We start from the raw sequence: 17,337 nt of genomic DNA, 5'->3' as shown, positions 1-17,337 counted from the left end.
GAAGAATCGACGGCATGCGACTGCTCGACTTACCCCTCACGAACACACTGTCCCTCCACCCGGAAGCACCGGCGCGCATCCGCAACGGTGCCGAGGCGCTGCTCGACACCCTGGTCGAGTGCGGCGTGGACACCATCTTCGGCTACCCCGGCGGCGCGGCGCTGCCGCTGTACGACGCGCTGCACGGCGAGCCGCGGCTGCGCCATGTGCTGGTGCGCCATGAACAGGCGGCGGTGCATGCGGCCGAGGGCTACGCGCGCAGCACCGGCCGCGTGGGCGTGGTGCTGGTCACCTCGGGGCCGGGCGTGGGCAACACCATCACCGGGCTGCTCGACGCCATGAGCGACTCGGTGCCGCTGCTGTGCATCAGCGGGCAGGTGGCCACCGCGGTGATCGGCACGCAGGCCTTCCAGGAGAGCGATGCGCTGGGCATGTCGCGCTCGGTGACGAAGTGGAACAAGCAGGTGCGCTCGGCCGACGACATGCCGTCGCTGGTGCGCCGGGCGCTCGAGATCGCCGCCGGCGGCCGTCCCGGGCCGGTGCTGCTCGACGTGCCGAAGGACATCCAGCTCGACCGCCTGGGCCAGGCGCCGCAGCCCGCTCCGCTTCGTGCCTTGCGCACCAGCCGTTCGGCGCTGCCGCCCAAGGCCATGATGCAGCGCGCTGCCGACCTGCTGTCGACCGCGCGCCGTCCGGTGATCTACGGCGGCGGCGGGCTGGTCAACTCGGGCCCGGCTGCGTGCGAGGCCTTCACCAGGCTGGTGAACCTGCTGCACGCACCGTGCACGCTCACCCTGATGGGCCTGGGCGCATTCCCTGCGTCCGACCCGAAGTTCATCGGCATGCTGGGCATGCACGGCATGCTCGAGGCCAACCTGGCCATGCACGAGGCCGACCTCGTGGTGTGCATCGGCGCGCGCTTCGACGACCGCGTGACAGGCAAGCTCGACGAGTTCTGCCCGCATGCGCGGAAGATCCACATCGACATCGATCCCGGCAGCATCAACAAGGTGGTGCAGGTCGACGTGCCGATGGTGGGCGACTGCGCGGCCATCCTCGACGGCCTGCTGGAGTTGCTGCCCGCCGAGGGTTTCGCACCCGAGCGTCTCGCGCCGTGGTGGGCACGCATCGAACGCTGGCGTGCGGAAGACTGCCTGGCCTTCGAGCCGCGCGAGGACGCCATCCTGCCGCAGCAACTCATGTCGTCGCTGCAGCGCGCCATCGATGCAAGCGGGCGCGACACCATCGTGTCGACCGACGTGGGCCAGCACCAGATGTGGGCCGCGCAATACCTGCGCTTCGACAGTCCGCGCCACTGGCTCACCTCGGGCGGGGCGGGCACCATGGGCTACGGCCTGCCTGCGGCCATCGGCGCGCAGATCGGTCATCCCGAGGCGCTGGCCGTGTGCGTGAGCGGCGACGCATCGGTGCTCATGAACATCCAGGAGCTGTCGACCGCGGTGCAGCACCGCGTACCGGTGAAGCTGGTGCTGTGCAACAACGGCTACATGGGCATGGTGCGCCAGTGGCAGGAGCTGAACCACGGCAACCGCCTGAGCCACAGCTGGAACGAGGCGCTGCCCGACTTCGTGGCGCTGGCCAAGGCCTTCGGCTGGGGTGCGCGCCGCGTGACCGATCCGGCGGAGCTCGAGGAAGCGCTGGCCGAATGCCTGGCGAGCGACGGACCGTTCTTCCTCAACGTGGAAGTGGCCGCGCAGGAGAACTGCTTCCCGATGATGCCGTCGGGGCATGGGCACCATCGGGTGATGCTGGCGAAGGACCGGTGGTACGAAGAGGCTTGATGCCTGGCGCGCTCCTTCTGCGGGAGCACCGCGGGGCGTGGGCCGCCATGTGTTCTGCCTTGCAATTCTCTCCAGAGGAAGGTGAGGGCACTGTGCCGTCGATGAGGCGCGGCTCCGGCGTTGGAAAACCGATGCCCTCGCCATGACTCTGTCCAACGGGGAGAGGGGAGTAGAAACCGCGAGCCTTTCCCCGTCCGCGGAAGTGGATACATCGGATATTGGACAGATTGATCCGATATGGTTATGCTCCACCCCATGTCCCGACCCAAAGCATTCGACCGCGAGACCGCCCTGGAGGGCGCGATTCCCGTGTTCTCCGACCTCGGCTACGACGGCACCTCGACCGAGGTGCTGCTCAAGGCCATGGGCATCAGCCGGCAGAGCATGTACGACACCTTCGGCGACAAGCGCAGGCTGTACCTCGAGGCCCTGCAGCACTACGCGGCCGGCCATGTGGCCGAGCACCTTCGCGTGCTCAACGGCACGCCTTCGCCGTTGCGCGGTATCGAGGCGATGTTCGAGGCCATGGTCGTCAAGGCCACGCGCGACGGCGAGCCCGGGTGCCTGGGCATCGGGGCGGTCTGCGAGTTCGGCCGGTCGGACGACGAGGTCTCGCTGCTCACCGACACCGCCGGTCGCACCTTGCAGGCGGCGCTCGAACGCCGCATCGCGGAGGCGAAGGCGGCAGGCGAGATCGGTGCCGACGTCGAGGTGCGCGCCGCCGCGCAGTTTCTCGCGGCGACCCTGTCGGGACTGAAGATTTCCGCGCGCGGCGGGGCCTCGGCCGACATGCTGCGCAGCGTGGCGCGCCTGGCCATGCGGAGTTTGCGCTAGCAACAACAGGCAATGCAGGCAGCGCCCTCGCGGGCGTATTTTTTGGCTCTATTCTGGATCAATCGATCCGTTAAAAAAGGAAATCGAACATGTCGAAAACTCTCTCTGGCAAGGTCGCACTGGTCACCGGCGGATCGCGCGGCATCGGCGCGGCCATCGTGCGGCGCCTGGCGCGCGACGGCGCGGCCGTTGCCTTCACCTATTCGGCGTCCGCCGACAAGGCGCGGGCGCTGGTCAAGGACGTCGCCGCATCGGGCGGTGCGGTGCTGTCCATCGAGGCGGACAGCGCCGATGTCGGCGCGGTGCAGCAGGCGGTGGCGCAGACCGTCGAGGCCTTCGGCCGGCTCGACATCCTGGTCAACAACGCGGGCGTGCTGACGCACGGCACGGTCGACGACTTCGCCATCGCCGACTTCGACCGGATGGTCGCGGTGAACGTGCGTGCGGTGTTCGTCGGCACGCAGGCCGCGGTGAAGCACATGGGGCAAGGCGGGCGCGTGATCAACATCGGCAGCGTGAGCGCGGAGCGCGCCGGTCTCCCCGGTGCCGCGGTCTACAGCATGACGAAGGGTGCGGTCGCGTCGCTCACCAAGGGGCTGGCGCGCGACCTGGGGGCGCGCGGCATCACGGTGAACACGGTGCAGCCCGGGCCGACCGAGACCGACATGGCGGCGGAGGAATATCGCGCGTGGCTGCGCACGCTGATGGCGCTGGGCCGCATGGGCCAGGACAGCGAGATCGCCAGCATGGTGGCGTTCCTCGCCGGCCCCGAGTCGGGCTTCGTGACGGGCTCGGCGCTGACGGTGGACGGCGGCTTCCTGGCCTGACCGGCTTGGCCCAACCGATCGGCGTGGGGGCGCCTACGAGTGCCCGTCCACCCGCATCTGGAACAGGAAGTACGGCGGTATGCAGGCGCCATGCCCTTCGGATTGGCCGTCGGCCTGCGCGCAGATGTAGTCGTCGCGGCAGGCCTGTGCCGCCGAGCAGCTGCGCAGGTTGCCGGGGCGCGTGTGCCTGGACAGGCATTCGCCGAACGGCTTCTTTGCGGCGAGGCAGCTGTTGAAATCGCTCAGGATGGCGATGCCGCCGCAGGTTCCGCTCCTGTCGTTCGGGTCGCAAGGGCCCGAGCACATGCCGCCAGGGAAGCCCACCGACGTGGTCTCGCACACCGAGGCCGCGCCTTCGCAGGTGATGCGCGGCAGCTTTTGTGCACGGTCGAGCCACGGATTGGCCGAGGCCGTGATGCGCGTGGGCTCGCAGCGCGCGCCGACCGTGGCCTTTTCGGCAGCGGCATCCGGTTCGCCGGGTTCGGCCAGCGGCCGGAACGGATCGGGCCGCGCCGTCGAAAGGGCCGCCCGCACGTAGCTGCCGCGCCGCGCCAGCTCGTCCTGCACATGCGGCGAATGCGGCACCGCCAGCGCGTTGCCGGCGGTGAAGGTGCGCGACGCCCCGCGCCGGTCGACGCCGAGCAGGTGAAAGCCCGCGACCGCGCGGCTCTGGTGGCAGCCCGCGCAGCTCAGGTCGTCGAGGCGGCGCAGTACGGCCTGCGGGGACTGCAGCGTGCGGCTGTCCGGCACGGCCTGCCAATCTCCGGGCCACTGGCCGGCCGCGAAGACCTGCGCGAAAGGCTTGTTGGCCAGCCGCTCGATGCCGCGCGGTGCGACCGAGATGCTCTCCATGGCCAGGAAGCGGTCGGGAATCCGGAGCGAGGCTTCGTCGAGTGCGCGCAGGTTCGCGGGCTGCTGCAGCCATTGCAGCAGTTCCTTGCGCAGCGACGCATCGGCCTTGAGCCGGGCGACGTCGGGCGTGTTCTCCAGCGGCCCGGCATCGAAGCGCTTGGCGGCTGCGTTCCAGCGGAAGGCGCGCAGCATGTATTCGGCATGCCCGCCCAGGTCGGGCCGCACCGCGGAGGGCCAGCGCACGCTCTGCAGGTTGGTCGTGACCTGCGAGATGCGCGCGAGCGCCAGGCGCTGCGGTGCGAGCGGGCCGTCGGCCGACACCAGCCAGCGGCCGGTGGCCTCGTCGCTCATCGCGGACTGCGGCGGCTGCCAACGCTTCGCGGCGCCGGCGCAACTGCCATCGGCATCGGGAGCATCGCCGCGCAGTTCGACGTTGACCGTCATCGGCAGGCGCGACTGCATCGCGGCCGTGCGGTAGGCCAGCCGGTACACCAGCCGGGTCTCGCCGCACGCGCCTTCCTTTTCCTGGAACGGGCGGCGGTCCATCCGGTTGGCGACGCCGACGAGTTCGAACCAGGCATCGGGGCTCGCGAGCCAGCGCGCGTCGAAAAGCCGGTGCGGATACTTCGCGATGCCGACGCCGGCCTGCCTGTCGCGGCGCTGGATGCTCGCGAGGCTCGCGCCAATGGGCTCGGCGACCGAACGCCAGGCGGCGGAGCCCATCAACGACTGGTTGCTGGCGATGCCGTTCGCGCCGGGCGACTGGCCGAACCAGCGTGAGAAAGCCGCGCCGGATTCTTCCGCGGCCTGCAAGGCGGCGGGCGAGGTGACGAGAAGCAGCGGCTCGGCCGCATGCGTGGCCGTGGCAGCGAGAGAGAGCGCCAGCGCAAGGCCGGCGGTCAGGCTGTGTTGGAGGAAATGCACGCGGCCCATTGTGCCGCGCGCCATCGAGCGATCAAGCCATCGAGCCGTCGCTCAGGCGCTCAGGCGCTCGCCGTCGCCGCCATCTGCTCGCGCATCATGGACGCCACCGCGACGCCCTGCGGATCGCCGAGCCGCTCCAGCGCCGCGATGACGCCGAGACGGTCTTCCTCCGAGCGGTCCTGGTTGAGCTTGAACTTGCCTTCGAGCGCACGCACCGGGATCTCGACCGCGGCGATCATGTCGAGCCGCGGCGCGACGAAGTCGAAGGGCATCGCATCGAAGTCCCAGCTGCCGCCGCATGCCTCGCGCAGCGGCGTGTCGTACTGCGCCACCGTGCGGCGCAGCACCGCATGCACGGCCATGCGCTCCTCGACGACGCGGGGCGTGCCGCGTGCGTGAATGGCGGTGTAGTTCCACGTCGGAAAGGTGCTCTGCTTCGCGTACCAGCTGGGCGTGACGAAGGCATGCGGCCCCTGGAAGACGACCAGCGCATCGCCGCCGGCGCGCAGGTCGTCGAGCTGCGGATTCTTCTTCGACAGGTGCGTGGTCAGCAGGCCCGCGCTGTCGTCCTGCGCATCGAGCAGGAAGGGCAGGTGCGTGGCGTTGACGCCGCAGGGGCCGACGGTGACGAGCGTGGCGAAGCTCCAGGCGCGCATGCCGGCGTGCAGCGTGGCGAGGTCGGCTTCGACGTAGGGCGTGGGCGTGTACATGGGCGTCTCAGCGGGCCAGTGCCTGCATCCAGCGTGCCGAATCGTCGAAGGCACGCGCCGCGACGTCGGCGACCGACACCGCTTCCAGGAAGCCGTGGATGGTGCCGGGGTAGAGCGTGTCCGTCACCGCCACGCCGGCCTCGCGCAGCCGCGCGGCCATCAGCACGTTGTCGTCGTACAGCGGATCGCATTCGGTCACGACCATGCAGGCGGGCGGCAGGCCTTCGAGGCGTGCCGTGAGGCTGTGCACGCGCGGGTCGGCGGCGTCGCCGGGCCGGCGCAGGTAGAGGCCGTAGAACCACACCATCATGTGCAGCGACAGGCCGTATTCGCCCGCGCCGTAGCGCACCACCGATTCGCGGTACAGCTCGGTGCTGTAGGCGCCGTAGTTCAGCAGCATGCCCAGCGGCAACGCATCGCCCGCATCGCGCAGCACCAGACAGGCGCCCACCGACAGGTTCGCGCCGGCCGAGTCTCCGCCGATGAAGAGTTGCGCCGGGTCGATGTCGAGCGTGCCCGCATGGCTTTGCAGCCAGCGCATCACGTCGACGCATTCGTCGTGCGGCTGCGGAAACTGCGCTTCGGGCGCGCGCGTGTAGTCGATGCCGATCACCGCGATGCCGGCGCGGCCCGCGTACTCGCGCATCACGCGGTCGTGCGTGTCGAGGCTGAACAGCACGAAGCCGCCGCCATGGATGTAGACCAGGGCGCCCTGCTGCGTGCGTTGCGCGGGGTAGTGCACGCGGATGCGCACGTCGCCGTGGCGGGTGGGCACCCGGTGCTCGACGGTGCGGGCCATCTCGGGGCCGCCCTCGGTCCATGGCGCGCGCACCTTCTCGGCGTTGGCGCGGCCATCGGCGATCGGGATGGTGTGGCGCTTCGGATAGCGCGCGCCCTCGGCACCCATGAGGCGCATGAACTCGACGATCTGCGGATCGAGCGGCGGCGGGGCGGAAGGGTTCTGCCAGCTGTAGGGCGAGGAAGGTGTCACGCGAAGGCTTTCTCGGGAACGGCGGACGGGGCGGTGCCGGCAGGGGCCAGCGTGGCGAGCGGCCGTGGCGTGGCCGCGAGCAGGGCTTGCGTGTACGCATGCCGCGGGTCGTCGAACACGGCGTCGCGCGCGCCTTGCTCCACGATGCGGCCGCGCTCCATCACGATGACGCGGTCGGCGATCTGCTCGACGGCCGCGAGGTCGTGGCTGATGAACAGGCAGGCGAAGCCATGGTGCTGCTGCAGGCTCTGGAACAGGCGCAGCACCTGCGCCTGGATGGTCATGTCGAGCGCGGAGACGGGTTCGTCGGCCACCACGAAGGCGGGGCGCCGCACCAGTGCGCGCGCAATGGCCACGCGCTGGCGCTGCCCGCCCGAGAGCTCGTGCGGGTAGCGTGCGCCGAGTCCGTCGAGGCCCACCTCGTCGAGCGTTTCCTTCATGCGCCGCGCGCGCGCCGCGGCGTCGAGCGCGGGCAGGTGGCGCAGCGGTTCGGCCACGATGTCCTGCACGCGCATGCGCGGATCGAGCGAGGAGAACGGGTCCTGGAACACCAGCTGGCAGGCCAGCCGGAAGCGGTGCAGCGCGGCGCGGTCGGCGGTGCGCACGTCTTCGCCGCGGAACAGGATCTGCCCGCTGTGCGACGGTGCGAGCCGCAGGATGGCGCGGCCCAGCGTGGTCTTGCCCGAGCCGCTGCCGCCGACCAGAGCGACCATCTCGCCGGGGTGGATGTCGAGATCGAGCGAATCGATCACGCGGACCGGCGCGTTCCGCTTGAACAGGCCGGCGCGCGCGCCGGGGTAGCTCACGCACAGGCCGCGCACCTGCACCAGCGGCTGTTGCTGCTGCGCGGGGTTGGCGGCCTTGGCGGGCTGGCGTCGCGGGAGTGCGTCGACCAGCTTGCGGGTGTAGGCCTGCTTCGGCTCGACCAGGATGCCGGGCACGTCGCCGGTCTCCACCAGGCGGCCTTTCTCGAGCACGATGGCGCGCTGCGCATAGCGGCCCACCAGCCCGAGGTTGTGCGTGATCAGCAGCACGGCGGTGCCGTTGTCGCGCGCCAGGCCGACCATCAGGTCGAGCACCTCGCGCTGGCTCAGGGTGTCGAGCGCGGTGGTGGGCTCGTCGGCGATCAGCAGGCGCGGCTTCAGCAGCATCACGCTGGCGAGCATGATGCGCTGGCGCATGCCGCCGGAGAACTCGTGCGGGTAGGCGTGCATGCAGCGCTCGGGGTCGGCGATCTGCACGCGCCGCAGCATGTCGAGGCTGCGCGCGCGGATCTCTTCGGCCGAAAGCCCGGTGTGCATGCGCAGGCCTTCGGCCATCTGCTCGCCGATGCGGTGCACCGGGTTGAGCGAGACCATCGGCTCCTGGAACACCATGCCGATGCCAGGGCCGCGGATCGGCCGCATGGCTTTCACGTCGCGCGTGCTCAGGTCTTCGCCGTCGAACACGATGCGCCCGCCGGTCTGCGAGATGCCCGGCGGCAGCAGTTGCAGGATGGCACGCGCGGCCATGGTCTTGCCGCTGCCCGATTCGCCGACCACGGCAAGGAACTCGCCGGGCTTCACGTCGAAGGACAGGTCGTGCACCAGCGGCTGGGTGCCGTGGCGCAGCTCGATCTTCAGGTGCTCCACCGACAGCACGGATGGCAGCGGGGGAGGATTCGTCACGGTGTTCATGCCTTCTCCGTGCGGGGGTCGAGCCGGTCGCGCAGCGATTCGCCCAGCAGATTGATGCCCAGCAGCGTGAGCGCGATGCACAGGCCCGGCACGACGCACAGCCACACGGCCGAAGCCATGTAGGGCCGCGCGCTCGCAAGCATGTTGCCCCAGGTGGGCGCGGGCGGCGGCACGCCCAGCCCGAGGAAGCTCAGCGCGCTTTCCGACAGCAGGACCCAGCCGAACATGCTGGTGGCCAGCACGGCCACCGGTGCCATGCAGTTGGGCAGGATATGGCGCCACATGGTGTAGATCTCGCTGTTGCCGATCATGCGGGAGGCCTCGACGTACTCGCGCTCGCGCAGCGACAGCACGGTGCCGCGCACCACCCGCACCACCGACGGCGCGTAGGCCAGGCTCAGCGCCAGCACGATGCCCCACTTGTTGGCGCCGACGATCACCATCACGCCGAGCGCCAGCAGCAGGCCGGGAAAGGCGAGCAGCGTGTCGTTGAAGGCCATCAGCACGCGGTCGGTCCAGCCGCGCACGAAGCCGGCGACCACGCCGACCACGAGGCCGATGGCGGTGGCCGCCGCCACGGTGAGCAGCGCCACCAGGCAGCTGGTGGCTGCGCCCTGCATGGCGCGGCTGGCCACGTCGCGGCCGAACTCGTCGGTGCCGAGCCAGTGCGCCATGGAGGGCGGCTGCAGCTTCGAGCGCAGGTCGATGCCCAGCGGGTTGTAGGGCGTCCACACGGCCGCCACCACGGCCAGGACCAGCAGGACGGCCACGAGCACGCCGCCGACGAGGGTATGGGTCTTGAACTTCTTCACTGCACCGAGACCCGCGGGTCGAAGAGGGGATAGCACATGTCGACGATCAGGTTGATCACCACGTAGATGCAGGCCGTGAACAGCAGGCAACCCTGCAGCACCGGGTAGTCGCGCGCGAAGATCGAGTCGATCATCAGCCGGCCGAGGCCGGGCAGGGTGAACACGGTCTCGAGCACCGCGATGCCGCTGAGCAGGTGGCCCAGGATCAGCCCGATCATGGTGAGCGTGGGGTTGAAGGCGTTGGGCAGCACGTGCCGGCGCAGCACCTGCGATTCGGGCACGCCCTTGGCGCGCGCATGCGTCACGTATTCGAGCCGCAATATCTCGATGGTGCTGGCGCGCGACATGCGCGTGAGCACGCCGGTCTCGACCAGCAGCAGCGTGGCGATCGGAAGAATCACGTACAGCACGCCCTGCGAGAAGTTTTCCGACAGCGGCACGTAGCCCACCACCGGCAGCCAGCCCAGGTACTGGCCGAAGAACATCAGCAGCAGCAGGCCCAGCCAGAAGCTGGGCACCGACAGCATGAGCGTGGCCGCGCCGATGATGGCGAGATCGGTGGGCTTGTCCTTGCGCCAGGCGGCGATCAGGCCGGCAGGCACCGCGATCAGCGAGGCCAGCGCCACCGCGACCAGCACGATGACCGCGCTGACGTGGAAGCGTTCCCAGATCAGCGGCAGCACGCTCAGGCCGTTGGTGGTCGAGACGCCGAGGTCGCCCGCGAGCGCGTGGCGCAGCCACACCAGGTACTGGGCGGGCAGGGGCTGGTCGAGTCCCATCTGGTGGCGCATGAGTTCGAGCTGCGCGGCGTCGGCGCCTTCGCCCAGCATCAGCAGCACCGGGTCGCCCGGAATCAGCCGCATCAGGGTGAACACCGCGATGGAAACCAGCAGCAGCGTCGGGATCGTCATCGCGATCCGGCGCAGGAGGTAGGCAGGCATGTATGCGGGGCTTCCGGTTCAGCCGCCGGCGGCCGCCAGCCGCACGTTCCAGAAGCGCGGCTTGGCCGGTGCCCAGCCCTTGAAGCCGCTGACGCTCTTGCGCATGGCGGTGGCGTCGCTGGCGTTGAACAGCACGATCATCGGCACGTCCTGCAGCATCTGCTGGTGCATCTCGTCGAACAGCACCTGGCGGCGCGCCTTGTCGCGCGAGACCATGGCTTCGGTCAGGCGCGTCTGCGCATAGGGGCTGTCCCACACCTTGCGCGGCTGCGCGGCCTTGTCGCCGGACACCATCTCGTAGTTGAGCGCGGGATCGATGCGCGCGGAGTAGACGAAGGCCATGCTCTGGTACTGGCCCTTGGTGTAGCGGTCGAGCTGGGTGGCCCAGTCGAGCACCTCGAGCTCGATGTTGATCCCGGCTTCCGACGCCATTGCCTGCACCAGCACGGCGGCCGAGTAGAGCGCCTCGTAGCGCTTGTTGGCGATCATGCGGATCGGCTGGCCGCGGTAGCCGGCCTCGGCCAGCAGCTTCTTCGCGGCAGCCAGGTCGCGCTTGAAGCCGCCGCCCTGCACAGCGTCGTAATAGGGGCTGGTCGACGGCACGACCGAGTTGTTGACCGCGGACAGGCCCTCCGTGACGGAGCGCGCGACCTCCGGCGTGTCGAGCGAGAGCGCCAGTGCGCGGCGGATGCGCACGTCCTTCAGCAGCGGGTCGCCGGTCTGCAGCAGCAGCGCGACCATGGTCATCACCGGCGTGGTGTCGACCAGCACGTCGCTGCGCTTGCGCATCTCGATCACGTCCGACGGGCTGGGGCTGATGAAGGCGTCGATGCCGCCGCTGTAGAGCGCGGCCTTGGCGGCCGCCGAATCGGGAATGACGACGAAGCGCAGGTTCTCCACCTCGGCCTTCTTGCCGCCGGTGAGGCCGTCGCGCGCTTCGGTGCGCGAGGTATAGCCGTCGAAGCGGGTGAGCTCCACGTACTGGCCGCGCTTCCATTCCTTGAGCTTGTAGGGGCCGGTGCCCACCGGCTCCTTCCACTGGCCGTCGGCACCGACCGAGCTGCGGTGCAGGATGGCCGCGCCGCCGCAGTCGGGGCGCGCCATCATCGTGAGAAAGAGCGAGCTCGCGCGATCGAGCTTGAACACCACGGTCTTCGGGTTGGGCGCTTCCACCGACAGCACCTTGGTCATGCCCTTGCCGTCGAACTCGCTCAGGCAGCGCCAGCCGCTGGTGGGCTTCAGGTAGCGCTGCCAGCTCCACAGCACGTCGTCGGCGGTCAGCGTGGCGCCGTTCTGGAACTTCACGCCGTCGCGCAGCGTGAAGGTGTAGGTCAGCCCGTCGGCGGAGGTGTCGACCTTGCTGGCCAGCATCGGGCCCACCGACGTGTCCTCGCGCAGCGCGACCAGCCCCTCGCCCACGTGCAGCAGCACGTTGTCGGTGTTGTCGTCGCGGTTGCCGCCGGGATCGGTGCTGCGGATGTCCGAGTTGATCTGGATGCGCAGCGTCTGCCCCGCGCCGGCTGCAGGCTGGGCCAGCGCCGGAAGCGCCGCGGCGGTCATGCCCAATGCCAGGGCTGCGGTGCGCAATGCACGAGGGGGGCGAGAGGCGAGTACGGGGGGCACGGGTACTTTCATGACAACACTCCTGGCGTGGGCTGGGCCGATCGGATCAAGGAAAACTCGGAAAACTCAGAGGGAATACTCGGTGAAGCGGTGCGCCGGCTTGAAGGGGGCCGGCGCGATGCGCATCTTTCGTGCCGCCGGGTCCATCACGATGGTGGCCACCGTCGCGGAAGACGCGCCGCCAGGGCCCGCGCTGGGGCTGCGGCACACGGCGCGCGGCGCGCCGAAGCGGTCCTGCAGCGCATCGAGCACGTCCTGCTCGGCGAGCCCGCCAGCGCGTTGGCGCTGCAGGTGCAGGGCCTCGGTCACGCGGCGGTCGCGGTAGAGCGAGTCGGGCGTGGTCTCCAGGCTGCGGTCGACCACGCGGGCCAGCGCGGCCGGCGTCTTGAAGTGGTTGGCGTGCACCAGGATGCCGCCTTCGGGCTGTTGCCAGAACACCTGGTCGGGGCATGTCTCCAGGCTCACCGCCTCGCCTTCGGCGTGCGTGACGATCATGTTGTTCGAGATGGAGCGCGCCGTGCGGCACACCACGCCCAGCGCTTTGGCATACAGCTCCGATTGCAGGATGCCGCGGCGAATGAGCGCCAGCGGCATGCCCTGCTGCCTGCCGTCGCTGTCGGCCTTGATGAAGTTGCCGGTGACGGCGATGCCCACACTGTTCAGGCCCGCGCGCGCCAGCGTGCCCGCCTCGGCGAAGGTCAGCATCGCAGGGCCCTTGGCCGGCTGGATGCGCAGCACCACGCCGAGCTCGAGGCTTTCCACGCGCCAGTCCCAGTTCTGCGCGTGGATGAGCCTGCCGTTGGCGGAGGCCGAGGGCATCACGACCACGCCGGTGCAGCCGTCGGGCGGCTCGGTGGCTTCGAGCTGCTGGAAGGCATAGAGCATTTCGCTGCGCGCGTTGAGCGCCACGATGTCTTCCGGCGGCACGCCCGCGCCTTCGGCCACGCCCTCGATCTCGCGCAGCATGCCGGCGTCGAAGGCCTCGACCACCGGCATGAAGCGGCGCGCCAGCGCGCGCGTGCGCTCCCAGCTGAGGCCCACCCGCTCGAAGGCCGCGCGGTAGGTGCGCAGGCTCAGGTCGATGCGCTCACCGGCCGCGCGGCCGTACTGCTGGCCGCACTGGCGCGCGTCGCCTTCGATGTCGTAGAGGGGAAACGATTCGATGTCCATGAGAGATGCTTTCTTGTGAGGTTCAGGCGGCCGCGTCGGTGGCCTGTGCGGTCTGCGCGATCGCGGCGCGCAGGCTGTCGACGATCTGGTCGATGTGCTTGAGTTCCAGCGTGAAGGGCGGCGACAGCGCGATGGTGTCGCCCACCGAGCGCACCAGCACGCCGCTGTCGAGGCAGTGCTGCGCCACGGCCTGCGCGTGCGTGCCGGGGCCGCCGGCCCAGGCCTGCAGTTCGATGCCGGCGAGCAGGCCGACGTTGCGCACGTCGATCACGCCGGGCAGGCCGCGCAGCGCGTGCAGGCATTCCTCGAAGTAGGGCGACAGGGCGCCGGCCTGCGCGATGAGGCCGTCCTCGGTGTACGCGTCGAGCGTGGCCATGGCGGCCGCGCAGGCCAGCGGGTGACCCGAGTAGGTGTAGCCGTGCGAGAGCTCGACCGCGCTCACGCTGCCCTGCATGAAGGCGTCGTGCACCGCGTCGCGCATCAGCACCGCGCCCATCGGCACCGCGCCGTTGGTCAGTCCCTTGGCGGTGGTGATGATGTCGGGCACTACGCCGAACAGGTCGGCCGCGAAGTTGGTGCCAAGGCGGCCGAAGCCGGTGATGACCTCGTCGAAGATCAGCAGCACGCCGTGCCGGTCGCAGATCTCGCGCAGGCGCTTCAGGTAGCCGCGCGGCGGCGGCAGCACGCCCGTGGAGCCCGCCACCGGCTCGACGATGACCGCGGCCACGGTCGACGGGTCGTGCAGCGTCAGCAGCGCCTCGAGGGCGTCGGCCTTGTCGATGCCGTGCGCAGGTTCGCCGCGCGAGAAGGCGTTGCGCGCCAGGTCGAGCGTGTGCGGCAGGTGGTCCACGCCGTTGAGCAGCGGACCGAAGGTGCTGCGCTGGCGCCCGATCCCGCCCACCGAGATGCCGCCGAAGCCCACGCCGTGGTAGGCGCGCTCGCGCCCGATGAGTCGATAGCGGCCCGCGTCGCCGCGCGCGCGGTGGTGCGCCACGGCGATCTTCAGCGCGGTGTCGACCGACTCCGAGCCCGAGTTGGTGAAGAACACGTGGTTCATGCCGGCCGGCGCCATGCGCGTGAGGCGCTCCGCGAGCGTGAAGGCGGCCGGGTGGCCGATCTGGAAGTTCGAGGCGTAGTCGAGCACGTCGATCTGCGCCTTCATCGCCGCGCTGATGCGTGGGTTGCGATGCCCGGCGTTGACGCACCACAGGCCGGCGATGGCGTCGAGCACGCGGCGGCCGTCGGCCAGGTCGTAGTAGAGGCCCTCGCTGCCGACGATCAGGCGCGGCGCCTGCTTGAACTTGCGGTTGGGGGTGAAGGGCATCCAGAACGCGTCGAGCGAAACAGGCGAGGCAGGCGGCGCGGAAGGGGAAGGCGAAGCAGCGGAAGCGAGGGTGTCGGCAAGGGCCACGAGATGGTTCTCCGTTGGAAGCGACCCGGCTTCCGGGTCGTCGTGGGGCCGATCTTGAGATTTAAATTGTATTTTTGGCATGAGATGTACATGGCTTTTCAGGCCCAAAAATACAAAACTGCCCCGATGATCGGGCCAGCCCCAGATTCCGGAGATCCGTTGGATGGCCGCACAGTTGGAAAAAACGATCCCGCCGCTCACCCAGCGCGTGAGCCGCTACATCCTCGACCAGGCGCTGGCGGGCGGCTACGAGAACGGCCGCCACATGACCGAGGCCGACCTCGCCGGCCGGCTCGGCATTTCGCGCACGCCGGTGCGTGCCGCGCTGCGCTTCCTGCACGAGCGCGGACTGCTGGCGCATGTGCCCAACCGCGGCTACACGCTGGTGGCCGACCGGGAAGCGCTGGGCCGCGCGCGCCGCGAGATGCCCGAGGACGAGGAGAAGACGCTCTACTACCGGCTGCTGCGCGACCGCCTGGCCGGCAAGCTGCCCACGCGCGTCAACGAGCTCGAGCTGGCGCAGGGCTACGGGGTGCCGCGGCCGCTGCTGCGCACCGTGCTCACCACGCTGCTGCAGGACGGCGTGCTGCGCGGGCGCCACTACCAGCGCTGGGAGTTCACCGAGACGCTCGACTCGGTCGAAAGCGAGCGCGAGAGCTACCGGTTTCGCCTGACGGTCGAATGCGCCGGGCTGCGCGAACCCGGCTTCGAAGTCGACCTGGAGCGGCTGCGTGCCTGCAGGGAGCGCCAGCAGGGGCTGCTGGTGCATGCCTCGCGCTACTCGTGGATGGATTTCTTCGAGGCCAACGCGCAGTTCCACGAACTGCTGGCCAGCGCCTCGGGCAACCGCTTCTTCCTCGACGCGGTGCAGCAGCAGAACCGCCTGCGCCGCATGTCGGACCTGTCGGACTACCCGCTGGTGAACATCGACCTGCTCCACAAGTCGTGCCACGAGCACCTGCAGATCCTCGATGCGGTGGAGCGCAACGACCTCGAATCTGCCGCGGAGCACATGCAGCTGCACCTGAGCCGCGCCAGCGACCTGCTGGAGCGCCGCGTGAATGGCGCGCTCGACATGCCGGGCGACTGAGTTTCCTCCGCTTTCCTTCCTTTCTCCTTCACATCTCATGACACACGACAACACGGCGCTGGCCCATGGCTGGCGCGACGGATTCCCCGCGGCCGGCGCGGCCGTCCGGCGTCCGCGCGAGCGGCCGGTTTTCGAGTTTCCGCACAGCCGCTGGGCCTTCTCGCATCTGCGGGAACTGCAGCCCACGCGCAATGTTCCGCGAGGCCTCGGTCCGGTGTCGGTGCTGCCGCGCGCGGAGCGGCCGGAACTCGACACGCTGCGCTTCGAGCGCTTCGGCGACGGCGCGCCCACCGACTGGCTGAGCGCGCTGCAGGCCATCCATGCCGATGGCGCGGTGGTGCTGCATCGTGGGCGCATCGTGTACGAGCGCTACTTCGGCGCGCTCGACGAGCATGGCCAGCACATGGCGATGTCGGTCACCAAGTCGGTGGTCGGCACGCTGGCCGCCATGCTCGCGGCCGAGGGCGCGCTGGACGAGCATGCACGCGTGACGCACTACATCCCCGAACTCGCCGGCAGCGCCTTCGGGCACGCGAGCGTTCGTCAGGTCATGGACATGACGACCGACATCGACTACTCGGAGGACTACGCCGACCCGGACGCCGGCGTGTGGAAGCACGCGCGTGCCGGCGAACTGCTGCCGCGCCCGGCGGGCTATGCGGGCGTGGAGGGCTACCGCCAGTTCCTGCAGACCGTGCAGGGCCGCGGCGAACACGGGCGGGCCTTTGCGCACCGCACCGTGAACACCGACGTGCTGGGCTGGCTCATCGGCCGCGTGACGGGGCAGCCGTTGGCCACGGTGCTGGCCGAGCGGATCTGGTCGCGCATCGGCGCCGAGCAGGATGCGTCGTTCGCCCTCGACGGGCAGGGCGCGGATTTCGCAGGCGGCGGCCTGTGCACGGGCCTGCGCGATCTTGCGCGGCTGGGCGAGACCCTGCGCCTCGGCGGCTTCTTCAACGGCGTGCAGGTGGTGCCCGAGGCCGTGGTGGCCGACATCCGGCGCGGCGCCGATCCGCAGCGCTTCGCGCTCGCCGGCTACACGCGGCTGGCGGGGTGGAGCTATCGCAACATGTGGTGGGTGGCGCACGACGCGCACGGCACCTTCACCGCGCAGGGCATCCACGGGCAGGCGCTGCACATCGACCCGGTGGCGGAGATGGTGGTGGCGCGCTTCGCCTCGCATCCCCTGGCCGCCAACGCGCACCTGCCGACCTCGATGCCCGCCTTCCGCGCGATGGCCGCGCACCTGATGGGCGAGGGCGGCTGATCAGCCGGTGACGAGCGCCGGGTCGACCACCCGCACGCGGTGGTCGACGTAGTAGCCGCCGAATTCGGTGTAGCGCAGCACCACCCGCGTGCATGCGGTGCAGCGGTACACGTCGCAGCGGTTGAACGGAAAGTGGCGCACCGAGATGGGCGCGTCGGGCGAGTCGTAGCGCGTGCCGGCCGGATGCCATTCCTCGAAGGTCGGCTCGTGCAGCGCGGGGTCGCGCAGCGTGCCGAGGGGCTGCATCAGCGCGCCGGGCCATCGCTCCTCGGTGATGCTTTCCCAGGCTTTGGCATCCTGCAGGCGACAGGGGCAGGGCGATGCGGAAGGTGTCGATGCCTGCGCGAACTGCCGCAGCGCGGCGGCATCGAGCAGGGAGGCAGGGGGCATGTTCATGCCCCGAGTCT

The 17,337-nt window shown here is 70.0% G+C and carries 15 protein-coding genes; 5 read left to right on the top strand and 10 right to left on the bottom strand.

Annotated features, from left to right (window positions below; genetic code table 11):
* Positions 1-14: 14 nt before the first annotated feature.
* From ilvB to AACL56_RS18805, 3 genes are all read left to right on the top strand, one after another.
* The gene (ilvB, locus tag AACL56_RS18815; RefSeq protein WP_339091329.1) at positions 15-1,802 is read left to right on the top strand and encodes a biosynthetic-type acetolactate synthase large subunit; all 1,788 of its coding nucleotides are present in this window, start codon (positions 15-17) and stop codon (positions 1,800-1,802) included.
* Positions 1,803-2,057: 255 nt separating this feature from the next.
* Positions 2,058-2,636, top strand: coding sequence for a TetR/AcrR family transcriptional regulator (locus AACL56_RS18810; protein WP_339091328.1), 579 nt, complete (start codon positions 2,058-2,060; stop codon positions 2,634-2,636).
* Between the two features lie 89 nt (positions 2,637-2,725).
* Positions 2,726-3,463, top strand: coding sequence for a 3-oxoacyl-ACP reductase family protein (locus AACL56_RS18805; RefSeq protein ID WP_339091327.1), 738 nt, complete (start codon positions 2,726-2,728; stop codon positions 3,461-3,463).
* A gap of 33 nt (positions 3,464-3,496) precedes the next feature.
* On the opposite strand, the gene AACL56_RS18800 is transcribed toward AACL56_RS18805, so the two are convergent.
* The 9 genes from AACL56_RS18800 to AACL56_RS18760 form a co-directional block, all read right to left on the bottom strand.
* Positions 3,497-5,239, bottom strand: coding sequence for a hypothetical protein (locus AACL56_RS18800; RefSeq protein WP_425337027.1), 1,743 nt, complete (start codon positions 5,237-5,239; stop codon positions 3,497-3,499).
* A gap of 59 nt (positions 5,240-5,298) precedes the next feature.
* Positions 5,299-5,949 (bottom strand): FMN-binding negative transcriptional regulator, encoded by a 651-nt coding sequence (locus tag AACL56_RS18795; RefSeq protein ID WP_339091326.1) that lies wholly within the window; start codon positions 5,947-5,949, stop codon positions 5,299-5,301.
* Positions 5,950-5,956: 7 nt separating this feature from the next.
* Positions 5,957-6,940 (bottom strand): alpha/beta hydrolase fold domain-containing protein, encoded by a 984-nt coding sequence (locus tag AACL56_RS18790; RefSeq protein ID WP_339091325.1) that lies wholly within the window; start codon positions 6,938-6,940, stop codon positions 5,957-5,959.
* The gene (locus AACL56_RS18785; protein ID WP_339091324.1) at positions 6,937-8,616 is read right to left on the bottom strand and encodes an ABC transporter ATP-binding protein; all 1,680 of its coding nucleotides are present in this window, start codon (positions 8,614-8,616) and stop codon (positions 6,937-6,939) included. The genes AACL56_RS18790 and AACL56_RS18785 overlap by 4 nt, the downstream gene beginning before the upstream one ends.
* Positions 8,613-9,428: an ABC transporter permease gene (locus AACL56_RS18780; protein WP_339091323.1), complete on the bottom strand. Its 816-nt coding sequence runs from the start codon at positions 9,426-9,428 to the stop codon at positions 8,613-8,615. The genes AACL56_RS18785 and AACL56_RS18780 overlap by 4 nt, the downstream gene beginning before the upstream one ends.
* The gene (locus AACL56_RS18775; RefSeq protein ID WP_339091322.1) at positions 9,425-10,369 is read right to left on the bottom strand and encodes an ABC transporter permease; all 945 of its coding nucleotides are present in this window, start codon (positions 10,367-10,369) and stop codon (positions 9,425-9,427) included. The genes AACL56_RS18780 and AACL56_RS18775 overlap by 4 nt, the downstream gene beginning before the upstream one ends.
* Before the next feature lie 18 nt (positions 10,370-10,387).
* A complete protein-coding gene (locus AACL56_RS18770) occupies positions 10,388-11,956 on the bottom strand; it encodes an ABC transporter substrate-binding protein (RefSeq protein WP_339091321.1) in 1,569 nt (522 codons plus the stop codon).
* Positions 11,957-12,058: 102 nt separating this feature from the next.
* Positions 12,059-13,162 carry a C45 family autoproteolytic acyltransferase/hydolase gene (locus AACL56_RS18765; protein ID WP_339091320.1) on the bottom strand — a complete coding sequence of 368 codons (1,104 nt, stop codon included), beginning with the start codon at positions 13,160-13,162 and terminating at the stop codon, positions 12,059-12,061.
* Positions 13,163-13,184: 22 nt separating this feature from the next.
* Positions 13,185-14,573, bottom strand: coding sequence for an aspartate aminotransferase family protein (locus AACL56_RS18760; protein ID WP_425337026.1), 1,389 nt, complete (start codon positions 14,571-14,573; stop codon positions 13,185-13,187).
* 163 nt (positions 14,574-14,736) lie between these two features.
* On the opposite strand from AACL56_RS18760, the gene AACL56_RS18755 reads away from it, so the two are divergent.
* Positions 14,737-15,663 (top strand): GntR family transcriptional regulator, encoded by a 927-nt coding sequence (locus tag AACL56_RS18755; RefSeq protein WP_339091319.1) that lies wholly within the window; start codon positions 14,737-14,739, stop codon positions 15,661-15,663.
* Between the two features lie 37 nt (positions 15,664-15,700).
* A complete protein-coding gene (locus AACL56_RS18750; protein ID WP_339091318.1) occupies positions 15,701-16,930 on the top strand; it encodes a serine hydrolase domain-containing protein in 1,230 nt (409 codons plus the stop codon).
* On the opposite strand, the gene AACL56_RS18745 is transcribed toward AACL56_RS18750, so the two are convergent.
* Positions 16,931-17,326 carry a hypothetical protein gene (locus AACL56_RS18745; RefSeq protein WP_339091317.1) on the bottom strand — a complete coding sequence of 132 codons (396 nt, stop codon included), beginning with the start codon at positions 17,324-17,326 and terminating at the stop codon, positions 16,931-16,933.
* Positions 17,327-17,337 lie beyond the last annotated feature (11 nt).

Origin of the sequence: Variovorax paradoxus (genome assembly GCF_902712855.1) — a bacterium.
In the GTDB taxonomy this organism is placed as follows: domain Bacteria; phylum Pseudomonadota; class Gammaproteobacteria; order Burkholderiales; family Burkholderiaceae_C; genus Variovorax; species Variovorax paradoxus_Q.
Note: the sequence above shows the minus strand (reverse complement) of the source record. Positions and strands in the feature narration are given on the sequence as shown.

Excerpts from the sequence above, each read along its gene's own strand:
- AACL56_RS18775 (WP_339091322.1), bottom strand. The coding sequence starts at position 10,369 with ATGCCTGCCTACCTCCTGCGCCGGATCGCGATGACGATCCCGACGCTG.
- AACL56_RS18805 (WP_339091327.1), top strand. The coding sequence starts at position 2,726 with ATGTCGAAAACTCTCTCTGGCAAGGTCGCACTGGTCACCGGCGGATCG.
- ilvB (WP_339091329.1), top strand. The coding sequence starts at position 15 with ATGCGACTGCTCGACTTACCCCTCACGAACACACTGTCCCTCCACCCG.
- AACL56_RS18755 (WP_339091319.1), top strand. The coding sequence starts at position 14,737 with ATGGCCGCACAGTTGGAAAAAACGATCCCGCCGCTCACCCAGCGCGTG.
- AACL56_RS18785 (WP_339091324.1), bottom strand. The coding sequence starts at position 8,616 with ATGAACACCGTGACGAATCCTCCCCCGCTGCCATCCGTGCTGTCGGTG.
- AACL56_RS18750 (WP_339091318.1), top strand. The coding sequence starts at position 15,701 with ATGACACACGACAACACGGCGCTGGCCCATGGCTGGCGCGACGGATTC.
- AACL56_RS18765 (WP_339091320.1), bottom strand. The coding sequence starts at position 13,162 with ATGGACATCGAATCGTTTCCCCTCTACGACATCGAAGGCGACGCGCGC.
- AACL56_RS18810 (WP_339091328.1), top strand. The coding sequence starts at position 2,058 with ATGTCCCGACCCAAAGCATTCGACCGCGAGACCGCCCTGGAGGGCGCG.
- AACL56_RS18795 (WP_339091326.1), bottom strand. The coding sequence starts at position 5,949 with ATGTACACGCCCACGCCCTACGTCGAAGCCGACCTCGCCACGCTGCAC.
- AACL56_RS18745 (WP_339091317.1), bottom strand. The coding sequence starts at position 17,326 with ATGAACATGCCCCCTGCCTCCCTGCTCGATGCCGCCGCGCTGCGGCAG.